Genomic DNA, 11,266 nt, shown 5'->3' on the forward strand with positions numbered 1-11,266 from the left:
CATGTCGCCATGGCCGTTCCCTCCACCAGAGCTGAACAAAGACGACATTGAATAGACGCTTCAGTTTGCCCAACCAGGCGCGAGTGCAGAAAATCTGTACCGCGTTGTGCAATCGGGTCGTGTCTATCGAGCGGTTTTCGCTTCTCAAGCCATTACGTCTATGGCCGCTTGGCGGAAGGCCGCTACCTGCTCTTCAGTTGCTGCCCTGTTTGTCACAAGCCTGCCGATCTCTCCGGCCTCCAAGGCCTGAACCCTGCTGGTTTTTCCAAGCTTGCTCTGGTCGGCCAGAATAACTGTCTGCTGCGCCTGTGCCGCCATGGCTTTGGAGATTTCGGCTTCCTGCAGGTCGTAGAAGAACGCACCCTTGGTCGGATGCACCCCAACCGGAGCCGAAAAGCACAGGTCGACACGGAAACGGCGGATTTCAGACAGGGTGAGTTCGCCGACCGTCGAAGGGACGTCGGCCGCCATCCGTCCACCGAGCAGCAGCACATCCTTGCCCGCCCCTTGCAGCGTGGTGGCAATATCAATCGAGTTGGTGATCACCGACAGATCCGACAGCTTGGCCAGTTCGCGGGCAAACAGGGCTGTAGTGGTGCCCGCGTCCACAAGGATCGTCTGTCCGGGCTGGATCAGTCCGGCTGCCTTGCGGGCAATCTCCGACTTTGCCCGGATCTGCGTCGTCATCCGTTGGCGGAAGGGCTCCTCGGAACGCGGCTCGGGCAAGACCGCGCCGCCATGGACGCGGCTGACCTGTCCAGACTCTTCCAGGTCCAGCAAATCGCGTCGCACCGTCTCGCGAGAGACGTTCAGCATCTGCGCAAGATCGTTGGCGCTCACCTGCTGGCTCGCACTCAGCATGGACAGAATGAGCCGGTGACGTTCTTTCGCCCACATCAGGTCCGCACCTTGCTCCTGTTGCTTCGTCCCATCAGCACCAGCGTTCCCTTCATGCTCAAAAGCGCAATACACACGACTGCCATCACACAGGTGGAAAAGGCTGCCGCCTGCGAAGTCAGACCGGCATCGTCCAGCCGCATGATGGTGACAGCCGCCACGCTCAGGTCAGGCGTGGTGAGGAAGACGACTGCCGACAGGGTTACCATGGACCGCATGAACAGGAAAAAGAACACCGAAACGAGCATTGGGGCAATGAACGGTGCGACGATATCGACGGCCGTCCTTGCCATTCCAGCTCCAAGACTGTCTGCGGCTTCCTCGAGCGCCCGGGGCAACTGGCGAAACCCGGTCATCACCGTCAGAAAACCCTGCGTGTGGTAGTGGTAGAAGTTGATGATCGCGATGAGGGCCGCCGTCCCATAGAGAAGGTAGAGCGGCGTCGCGGTTGAATTGAAAGTCAGGATATAGGCAAGCCCCAGGACCATCCCGGGCACTGCAGCCGGCATTGCGGCCAGCATCTGGATGGGCTGGGCCACGCTGCGCGGAAGGCGGCGCAGCCCAAGGCACAGGAGGAAGACGGCAAGCGTGCCTCCCGACGCCGCCATGAGCGATATCACGATGGTCATCCAGAGCGAGGAATACCCGCCGGCCAATGTGATGTCGTAGTGCTTGAACGACAGAGCCATGTTGTAGGGCCACAGGGTAACAAAGCTTGCGTAGACGACAATGCCGATAACCGCGACGATGCCGGTGCAGACCAGAAGCGACAGGAACGCCATGACCGGGTCGCGCACGGGTGCGAAGGAGGGCCGATACGGCACCTGGCCAGCCATCTGTCCGACCTGTTGCCGCTTCATCGCCTGACGCTCGATGGCATAGGAAACCACCGTCGGCAACAACAGCATGATGCCGACGACAGCTCCCATGTTGAAATTCCGCTGGCCGACCACTTGAGAGTAGATTTCGGTCGCCAGAACCGAGTAGTCCCCGCCGATCACCGCCGCGTTGCCGAAATCGGTGATCGTGATTGTGAAGCAGACGAAAGCCGCGTTGAGGATCCCGAAGCGCGCCGCGGGCAAGGTCAGGTCACGAAACTGGCGTGATGGCGAAGCGCCCATGACTTCCGCAGCTTCGTAAACGCGTGCGTCCAGCAGGACCAGCGCCGCACCGATAATCATCACCGCCTGCGGCAAGGCATAAAGAGTGTTGGCGATCAACAGCCCCCAGAAGCCGTAGATTTCAATCTCGACACCCAGGGCACGGCTGATGACGCCGTTGCGTCCCAGAAGGAAGATCAGCCCGAGCGCCTGCACGAGCGAGGGGGCGAGCAGCGGCAGGACGATCACGCCGCGGATCAGCCACTTGCCCCGGAAAGCGCAGCGATAGAGCCCATGCGCGATGATGAAACCAAGGAAGACGCTGAGAACTGTGGTGGCAGCCCCCATGATCAGGGAATGTTCGGTCGCACGCCAGAACCCCGTCGACCCCAGAACCCTCGTGTAGTTGGCAAGCCCGTAACCATCGTCAACCGTCAGGGAACGCAGGAACACGATCACCATCGGGTAGAGAAAAAAGAGGACGAGCCCAATCAGCGGCAGCCCAACGCAAACAAGTGTGAGCAGCCGGTCCGCATCCAGTTGTTTGCGCGCTGGCGTGGTCATCGTTTCCACACCGCTCATGCGGCGGTCTCGGCAGGCTGGTGGGCCATGTCGTCAGCCACCCAGGTGCAGGCTTCCGGTGGAATGCTCAGGTTCACGCGTTCGCCCTCGTGACAGGAATTATACCCGTGGGTCTCGACGACCAGCGGGCCGATTGCGCTGTCGACCTCAAGCCGTCTGAGATTGCCAAGGAAACTGATGCTGCGCACCGTGGCGTTGCCGTCCGGCGCCGGGGTCAGACTGATCTGTTCAGGGCGAATGCAGGCAACATGCTCCGTCCCCGATCCCCCCGGCCACTTTGCCATCAGATCCGGGTATTCACGCCGGATCGGGGCGGCAGAAACGAGATTGCTGATCCCCATGAAGTCCGCCACAAAGCGCGTCGCCGGTCGATGGTAGAGGTCTTCCGGCGTGCCGGCCTGCACCACGACACCATGGTTCATGCAGATGATCTTGTCCGCCAGCGCCAGCGCCTCTTCCTGGTCATGTGTCACCATCAAGGTTGGAATGCCGAGAGAACGCTGAACATGGCGAATTTCGTCTCGCAGTTCGGCCCGGACCTTCGCGTCCAGCGCCGAAAGCGGTTCGTCCAGCAGCAAGACGCGCGGGTCGACGGCGATTGCCCGTGCCAACGCGATCCTCTGCTGCTGTCCGCCGGACAGCTGACCGGGAAACTTGCCGGCGACCTGCGGCAACTTCACCAGCTCCAGAAGTTCCGCCACACGCCGTGAAATCTCCGATCGCGGCGTGCCACGGATCTTCTGCCCGTAACCGATGTTTTCGGCCACTGTCATGTTGGGAAAGAGCGAGTAGGACTGGAAGACGATCCCGAAGCCTCGCTTGCGTGCGGGAAGGTTCGAAAGCGCAGTCCCCTCCAGAAGTATTTCGCCGCTGTTCAGCTCCGTTAGGCCGGCGATCAGCCGCAGGAGTGTCGTCTTGCCACAGCCGGAGGGACCCAGCAGGCAAACGAATTCCCGTCGATCGATCTCGATCGAGACATTGTCGAGCGCTTTGAAGGCCCCGAAGGTCTTGGTGGCGTTACGGACGGTCAAGTACACGGCGGATCGGTCTCCTGTCAAAGGTGCGCGGGTCTCCAGTGAAGCCCCGCGCGCTTCTGGCGGCAGCCGAAGCTGCCGCGGGCACGATCAGCGGCCCAGCTTTTCTTTCCAGGTTTCCTTCACGGCCGTCTGGTTCTTGGCCGCGGTGACGAAATCGATTTTCGCCAGGACGGTCGAAATATCAGCCGGCAGGCCCGCTTTTTCAGCTGCTTGCGAAGCATCGACACCCGGAACCGTGATCAGCGCTTTGTACTGCTGGTAGAGACCGATTGCCTCGTCAGACATCGTCCAGTCGAGGAAGGCTTTTGCCGCATCCTTGTTGTCGGAGCTTTCCATCAGGCCGGATGCTTCCAGTTCATATCCAACGCCTTCCTCGGGGAAGACCATTGCCAGAGGATAACCTTCCTCGATGGACTGCATCGCGGTGAATGCCAGAGAGATACCAACGGTGTATTCGCCAACGCGTGCAGACTTGCAGGGTTTGGAACCGGATGAAGTATATTGTGCCATGTTCGGATCGACGGCTTCGAGCTGTGCCCAGCCGGCCTCGTCACCCATGGTTTGCAGAACCGCATTGACGTGGAGGTATCCGGTCCCGGAAGAATTCGGGTCCGGCATCAGGATCTCGCCCTTGAAGTCCGGGTTCTCCAGATCCTTCCAGCTCTTGGGCATTGGCAGGCCCTTTTCCTCAAGCCGTGCCGTGTTCACGCAAAACGCGCCCATGTAGCCGATCGGAGCAAACCATTTGCCGTCTTCACCACGGAAGGAGGCAGGCAGAACATCGACGCCCTTGGCTGCGTAGGGTTCCAGCATCTCCAGGATCTGGGGATCCATCATGGCGCTGACGGCCCAGCCCCAGATCACGTCGGCCTGCGGGTTGCCCGCTTCTGCCAGAAGACGCGCGCCCAGCTTGCCCGTGGACAGGCGCAGCACATTGATCTCGGTATCGGGCATCGCCTTCTGGGCGGCCTCGATGTAGGCCGCGATCTCTTCTTCCTCAAGTGCAGTGTAGACGGTGATTTCGTCGGCAGAGGCTGTTGCCGTCATGCCGACGGCAAACAGCGAAGCCAAGGTGAATTTCGTCCAGGTCTTCATTGTCGTCTCTCCTTGTTGATCCACGTGTTCGTGTGCCAGTGCCTGCCCCGGATCGGATCCTCCCGAGACCCTTTGTTATTGCCGCGTCCTCTGTTCGCGGTTCTGGGGATATTTGTGTAGTCTTGCATTTTTGTGGATTTTGTCTAGAGTTAATTTGCCGGCTGACCATCGTTGCCAGCTTCCCCGCAGACAAGGAAAACCCATGCAAAGCTCCACGACGCCGCCCGAAACGGAGATGCTGGCGCGTTTTGCCAACGGGCTCGCCAATGTGGCCGACGCCATGGCGATGACCTACTTCCGCAAGCCGTTGGACGTGGAACAAAAGGCCGACCTATCCCCGGTCACGCAGGCTGACCGCGCCATCGAGGCCGCGATGCGTGAAAGCATCCTCAAGGAGTTCCCGGCCCATGGCATTCTTGGCGAAGAGCACGAGGACGCACGTCTGGATGCCCAATACCTCTGGGTGCTCGACCCGATTGACGGGACGAAGAGTTTTGTTTCCGGGATGCCGACCTTCGGCACGCTCATTGCCTGCCTTTTCAATGGGACACCGGAACTCGGCATCATCTCGATACCGCCGACCGGCGAACGCTGGATGGGGCGACGTGGTGAACCGTCAACATTCAATGGTGAACCTTGCCGTACCAGCGGCCGGCACCGACTGGCCGACGCGATCCTTTACACGACCACACCCGACACGTTCGACACCGAGGGACGCGCGCAGTTCGAGGCACTCTCAAGCAAGGTCGCCATGCGCCGCTTCGGGGGCGACTGCTACGGATACGGACTGCTGGCTTCAGGCCACATTGATCTGGTGTTCGAAATGAATTTGCATCCCTACGATTACATGGCCCTCATTCCGGTTATCGAGGGTGCGGGAGGCGTGATGACCGACTGGAAAGGTGAAAGGCTGGGCCTGCACTCCGAAGGTCAGGTTCTCGCCGCGGCCAACGCCGCACTGCACGCAGAAGCCCTGGCCGCCTTGTCCTGATCCGCCTTCGACAGTGCCCTGGGCTGTCGCACCCGCGCCGTCCCAATTCAGATCCTGTGCCCGTGCCGGCGTCGTCAGCCCGGGAAACATGACGAGGCTGCCTGTCAACGCCGTTGCCAGAAACGGAGCATTCCGACGCTGGAGGGATGGTGCACGGCCATGTGCAAAATTCGGCAACCAGGGCGCGGAAAACGACGGCATCGCGGCACCAAGCGTCCACTCGGCAAGGTTGGGTCAGGGAAGGGTCATCAGCGGGTCGGCCATGATCGTGCCGGCGGCAAGCGCCGCGCCTTCGGCATTCAGATGCGCATCCGGCGCGTAAAGACCCAGCGGCGAGGGATAGTCGCGAAAGGTCGGGGTCAGGTCGATCAGACCCAGCCCTGCGCTCTCGGCTGCGCGCGCCACGTTCTCGCGTAGCGGAGCGCTGAGAAAGCCATGCGGAAACACCCCACCGAACTGGTCGAGAGCGGGGATATAGACCACCACCACCTGCCCCTGCCAGCCATCTGCGATCTGCTTCATGCGATGCAGGATCTGCTCGAAAACCGGGTTGTCGCTGGCCGCCTTGGGGTAGTGCAGACCCAGGATGCTGGCGGTTTCCTGAAGGGCGAGGAAATTGCGTAAATAGGCCCGGCGGCTCAGATATTCCTCCAGAGTGGCAGCAGTGCCCTGCCACCAGCCGGCAATGATCCGGGCCGCGTCCGCGCGCCGCGCCGCATCCAACTCGATCGGGCCGAAATCAGCCTCCGGCGCCAGGGCCTCGTGCAGCCACGGCTGTTCTGTTTCAACGGACAGGTTTTCCCAGTCGTTCCCCTCGAAAAAGGCCAGAACGGTGATGCGGGGGCGAAAATGCGGGCCATAGCGGCCAAGGACCGCCAGTTCATACAAGGGGCCTGCGCCCCGGCTGGCAGTGTTCAGGATCGAAGCCCCGCCCGCACGCATCTGGTCGACGAAATGCTGGCCATCGTCGAGGCAAATCCCCTCGGCAAAGGAATCGCCGAGGATCATCAGATCGACCGGCGCGGCGGTTTTCGGTTGCGGATTGCGAAAACCGTAACTGTCGATCCGTGTAGTGACCGGCACGCCCATACGGCTGCACAGCAGCATCTCGGCTCCGGGCGTCCCGGCCAGCACCGCATCGGCAAGAGTTTCGGTCCCCAACTTGGCATTCAGGGCCTTGATCGTATAGGCCGGAGGCATGGCGCCGCCATAGCGCTCCAGATCGGTTCCGCCATCGACGATCCCGGCCAACCCCATCCGCTGCGGCAGGTTATGCCAGCGCATGTACCCCTCGAACATGAACATCCCGGCCAGGATCGAGCAGGCTGTAATCCCCATCGTCAGCGCGTTGTCGGGCGACAGCAGCCAGGCGCAGCCAACCAGCAGCGCGGCAATCGCCAGCGGCCCCAGGACATAACGCAGCAGCCTGGGCAGGTCTGAGGCGAAATCGTCAAAATGCACCAGCGCAAAGATCGCGGTCAGCAGGAAGTAGCCCGCCGGGATCAGGCACAAGATGGTAGCGATCCGGCGATGGCGGCCGAAGATGTGCAAGGGCTCCTCCGGTCAGTCCAGTTCGTACATGTTTTCGTAATTCTCGTGCAGCGAGGCGTCCTGCGCCTCTTTCTCCAGCAGGCAATTGCCGACGACCAGCATCTCGATCCCGGTGCCCATGAAGCAGCGGAAGGCGTCGGTCGGAGTGCAGACGATCGGTTCTCCGCGCACGTTGAACGAGGTATTGACCAGTAGCGGGCAGCCGGTCAGGTCGTGAAAGGCAGAGATCAGCGCGTGATATTTCGGGTTGGTGTCGCGATGCACGGTCTGCACGCGGGCCGAATAATCGACATGGGTCACGGCGGGGATGTCCGAGCGGCGGATGTTCAGCTTGTCGATGCCGAAAAGAGCCTGCTCCTCGGACGTCATCTGGCGCCGGATACGTTCGGCAACATCGGCGACCAGCAGCATGTAAGGGCTGTCCCCGTCCAGATCGAACCACTCGCTGACATGCTCGCGCAGGACAGAGGGCGCGAAGGGCCGGAAGCTCTCGCGGTATTTCACCTTGAGGTTCAGCAACTTCTGCATGGAGCCCGAGCGCGGGTCGCCAAGGATAGACCGGTTGCCAAGGGCGCGCGGCCCGAATTCCATCCGTCCCTGAAACCAGCCCACGGCCTTGCCATCCGCCAGCGCCTGTGCGCTGCGGGCCAGGATCTCGCCCTCGTCCAGCCGGGTAAAGCTGGCCCCCGCCGCTGTCAGATCCGCCGCGATCCGGTCGTCGTCGAAGGCTGGACCCAGATAGGCACCCCGCATGGCATCGCCGGGCTGCGCCCGTCGGGGCTGGCCCAGTTCCATATGCCACGCGGCCTGCGCCGCCCCGAGCGCACCCCCCGCATCGCCCGCCGCCGGCTGCACCCAGATGTCGCGAAAGGCGCCGTCGCGCAAGATCTTGCCATTGGCCACGCAGTTCAGCGCCACCCCGCCGGCAAGGCACAGCGAGGGAATACCGTATTCCTGCGCCAGCGCGCGGGTCATGCGCAGCAGGATCTCCTCGGTCACGGCCTGGACCGAGGCGGCGATATCCATGTGGAACTGTGTCAGCGGTTCCGTCTCGGGCTGGCGCACGGGGTGGCCGAACAGATCCTCCATGGCCTTGCTGGTCATGGTCAGACCCGCCGCATAGTTGAAATAACGCTGATCCAGCCGGAACGAGCCGTCCGGCTTTACATCAACGATCCGATCCAGCATCAGGTCGCGAAATCGCGGTTGCCCATAGGGGGCCAGCCCCATCACCTTGTATTCGCCGGAATTCACCTTAAAGCCGGTGTAATAGGTGAAGGCGGAATAGAGCAGGCCCAGCGAATGTGGAAAATGCAGTTCGCGCTGAATTTCCAGATCCTTGCCGCGTCCGATCGCGACCGTGGTCGTCGCCCATTCCCCCACACCGTCGATGGTCAGCACCACCGCTTCTTCGAAGGGGGACGAGTAGAAGGCACTGGCGGCATGGCTGATGTGATGTTCGGCGAACAGCAGCTTGTCCACGGAGAAACCCGGGTCGAAAAGGCTCAGTTCTCGCTTCAGCAGGTCCTTCAGAAACAGCTTCTCGCGCAGCCAGACCGGCATCGCCATCCGAAACGAATTGAAGCCGCGCGGGGCATAGGCCAGATAGGACTCAAGCAAGCGCTCGAACTTCAGGAAGGGCTTGTCGTAGAACGCGACGTGATCGACGCTGGCAAGGTCCAGCCCGCCCTCGTCCAGCACATAGGCGATGGCATGGGCGGGAAAGCCCGCATCGTGCTTGCGCCGGGTAAAGCGCTCCTCCTGCGCGGCGGCCACGATCCGGCCATCGACCAGCAGTGCAGCGGCGCTGTCGTGATACAGCGCCGAGATCCCCAGGATCGCGGTCACTGGTCTAGAACAGCGCATAGATGAAGGGGGCGACCGCCGAGCCCTGGCTGAGCACGATCAGCGCTCCGAAAATCGCCAGTACAATGAAAACTGGCAAAAGCCAGAATTTCCGCCTATCACGCAGAAAACCCCACAATTCGGCGATCATCGACATAGAGGCAATTCCTTGCTTTGTCTGGGAACCGTGCCGGTATTTTTGTCCTAATATTGCAGTTTCATGGACTTCGGCTGGTCGGTTCTGGGAATCCAATAAGATTTTTCATTCGGATCCACTTTCCTTGAAAGCGGATCCTTCCCGCTGGCTCGCATCGCAAGACCGATGGGAATGAAGATTAAAAGAAAGACAACCGCCATCGCCACCGGCGCCATCACGGCACCAAGCAGCAGACCCAGTTTGAACCACAACCTGTTGGGTAGGCGCAGGCTCTGCGGCGCAAACATGGCAAGGGCAATAAAAACAGCCGCAAGGGATAGCAAAATCCATCGCGGCGCGGCGCCACCAGTGACCGGCCACAGCCCGATCAGCAAAAAGACCACGGCGAAGACCAGCCCGAAATTCCGTTCGGAGCCCATCCTGACCGAGGTATTGAACTGATGATCACTCATTTGGAACCACACAGGTAAACAACCTGTACTATATATATCAAAATCGACGGGGTTAGTCCCCAGTTAATATTCGCGTAAAAATTAAGCACATGATGTGGTTTTGCACAAATCGAAAGAGGGATCCACTGCGTAAACCGGGATTGATAACCTGGGAGGCATGAGCCATACGGCTCAAGCGAAGTACAAAGCCGCGAACCGGGCTGCTTGCAAGGAGCCCTTGAAGCAACCTAGGCCGAGCGCTTTGTGGGTTGTTCCCGAGACGCTGTGGATGTTGCCGCCGACCAGTTTCCTGTTCTGAGTGTCGGGCATCAGATACCCCTTGATTGCAAGGTTTATAGACCGATCCAGCTCTTCCAGCATCTCGGCAAGTCTCATGCCCTTGGCTGCAGGATCAGGCCGTATGGCATCGCCTCGGCATGCTCCCGCAAACCGGCATGTGACATTGGCCGCACTCTGACCCTTCTGATCCAGTTAGGACGTTCCCTCCCCCGCCGTTTGGGCATGGGATCGAACGATGATCAGACCGGTTGCGGATTGCGTTCCGGGAATGCGCGTTGGTGCCAATACGGATAGGGAACGGGGGTGGTGCTGGCTTCGTCAAGCAGACGCATATGTTCGGCAGCCAGCTCCCAGCCGGTGGCCTCCATGTTATTGCGCAACTGAGCTTCGCTGCTAACGCCGATGATGAGGCTTGCCACGGTCGGCCGCTGCAGAAGCCAGTTCAGTGCGACCTGGGCTTCGCTTTTGCCTGTGTCACGAGCCACCTCCCCCAACGCTGCAAGTACGCGCTCAAGAAGGGTTTCGTCGTAAAGAGGCGGTGCATAGTCCGGGGTTGCGTCCTTGTGCCGGCCTGCTGAAGCGTGCTTCCCGCCACCCTTCAGGCGCCCCCACCCAAGTGGGCTCCACACCAGGGCTGAAACGCGCTGGTCCAGGCCCAGTGGCATCAATTCGAATTCGTAATCGCGGCCGATGAGCGAATAATACACCTGGTGCGCCACCAGCGGCTGCCAACCGTTGTATCGTGCCGCAGCCTGAGACTTCATCAACTGCCAGCCGGTATAGTTCGAGACACCCAGGTGCCGAACCTTCCCCGCTTTCACCAGGTCATCCAGCACCTCCATGGTCTCTTCGACCGGTGTCATTGCGTCAAACGCATGGAGCTGGAACAGGTCAATATAGTCGGTGCGCAGACGGCTCAGCATTCCCTCGACAGCAGTCAGCAGGTGGCTGCGTGAACTGCCCACGTCATGTTCGCCCGCCCCGGTCCGCAGACCCGCCTTCGTGGAGATGATCACCTTGTCCCGGCGCCCGTTGATTGCCTGCCCGAGCACCATCTCTGCATTTCCGCCGGCATAGACGTCCGCGGTGTCGAACATGTTCAGCCCCTCGTCGAGACAGATGTCGACCAGACGCCGGGCTGCACCCGCATCATTGCCGGACCATGGCCCGGACGTGAAACTCGCCGTCCCCAAGCTGAGAACGGGCACAGACAGGGCACGATCGCCCAGCCAACGACGGTCCAATGCGTGTCTCCTTCCACGATTGATTGAACTGACCTT

The 11,266-nt window shown here is 60.9% G+C and carries 11 protein-coding genes; 1 reads left to right on the forward strand and 10 read right to left on the reverse strand.

Features of this window, described 5'->3' with window-relative positions; translation table 11 throughout:
- Positions 1-144: 144 nt before the first annotated feature.
- The 4 genes from J7447_RS13100 to J7447_RS13115 all read right to left on the reverse strand — a co-directional run bounded on the left by J7447_RS13100 (position 145) and on the right by J7447_RS13115 (position 4,711).
- Positions 145-897, reverse strand: coding sequence for a DeoR/GlpR family DNA-binding transcription regulator (locus J7447_RS13100; protein ID WP_077292152.1), 753 nt, complete (start codon positions 895-897; stop codon positions 145-147).
- Entirely contained in the window at positions 897-2,579 is a 1,683-nt protein-coding gene (locus J7447_RS13105) for an ABC transporter permease subunit (protein WP_209169808.1), read from the reverse strand. The genes J7447_RS13100 and J7447_RS13105 overlap by 1 nt, the downstream gene beginning before the upstream one ends.
- Positions 2,576-3,616: an ABC transporter ATP-binding protein gene (locus J7447_RS13110; RefSeq protein WP_209169809.1), complete on the reverse strand. Its 1,041-nt coding sequence runs from the start codon at positions 3,614-3,616 to the stop codon at positions 2,576-2,578. The genes J7447_RS13105 and J7447_RS13110 overlap by 4 nt, the downstream gene beginning before the upstream one ends.
- A gap of 87 nt (positions 3,617-3,703) precedes the next feature.
- Positions 3,704-4,711, reverse strand: coding sequence for an ABC transporter substrate-binding protein (locus J7447_RS13115; RefSeq protein WP_022998042.1), 1,008 nt, complete (start codon positions 4,709-4,711; stop codon positions 3,704-3,706).
- 202 nt (positions 4,712-4,913) lie between these two features.
- Here J7447_RS13115 and hisN point away from each other — a divergent pair, with 202 nt between their 5' ends.
- The gene (gene hisN / locus J7447_RS13120) at positions 4,914-5,702 is read left to right on the forward strand and encodes a histidinol-phosphatase (protein WP_209169810.1); all 789 of its coding nucleotides are present in this window, start codon (positions 4,914-4,916) and stop codon (positions 5,700-5,702) included.
- 234 nt (positions 5,703-5,936) lie between these two features.
- Here the strand turns inward: hisN and J7447_RS13125 are convergent, their stop codons facing one another.
- From J7447_RS13125 to J7447_RS13150, 6 genes are all read right to left on the reverse strand, one after another.
- A complete protein-coding gene (locus J7447_RS13125; RefSeq protein WP_209169811.1) occupies positions 5,937-7,253 on the reverse strand; it encodes an SGNH/GDSL hydrolase family protein in 1,317 nt (438 codons plus the stop codon).
- A 12-nt stretch (positions 7,254-7,265) separates the two neighbouring features.
- Positions 7,266-9,101 carry a carbamoyltransferase gene (locus J7447_RS13130; protein WP_353653791.1) on the reverse strand — a complete coding sequence of 612 codons (1,836 nt, stop codon included), beginning with the start codon at positions 9,099-9,101 and terminating at the stop codon, positions 7,266-7,268.
- A gap of 4 nt (positions 9,102-9,105) precedes the next feature.
- The gene (locus J7447_RS13135; RefSeq protein ID WP_022998046.1) at positions 9,106-9,255 is read right to left on the reverse strand and encodes a DUF5989 family protein; all 150 of its coding nucleotides are present in this window, start codon (positions 9,253-9,255) and stop codon (positions 9,106-9,108) included.
- Positions 9,256-9,302: 47 nt separating this feature from the next.
- The gene (locus tag J7447_RS13140; protein WP_031268239.1) at positions 9,303-9,707 is read right to left on the reverse strand and encodes an SxtJ family membrane protein; all 405 of its coding nucleotides are present in this window, start codon (positions 9,705-9,707) and stop codon (positions 9,303-9,305) included.
- A gap of 171 nt (positions 9,708-9,878) precedes the next feature.
- Positions 9,879-10,082: a hypothetical protein gene (locus J7447_RS13145; protein WP_209169813.1), complete on the reverse strand. Its 204-nt coding sequence runs from the start codon at positions 10,080-10,082 to the stop codon at positions 9,879-9,881.
- Positions 10,083-10,225: 143 nt separating this feature from the next.
- A complete protein-coding gene (locus tag J7447_RS13150; RefSeq protein ID WP_209169814.1) occupies positions 10,226-11,230 on the reverse strand; it encodes an aldo/keto reductase in 1,005 nt (334 codons plus the stop codon).
- Positions 11,231-11,266 lie beyond the last annotated feature (36 nt).

The sequence above is a fragment of the Labrenzia sp. R5_0 genome, assembly GCF_017743835.1.
GTDB lineage: Bacteria > Pseudomonadota > Alphaproteobacteria > Rhizobiales > Stappiaceae > Roseibium > Roseibium algicola.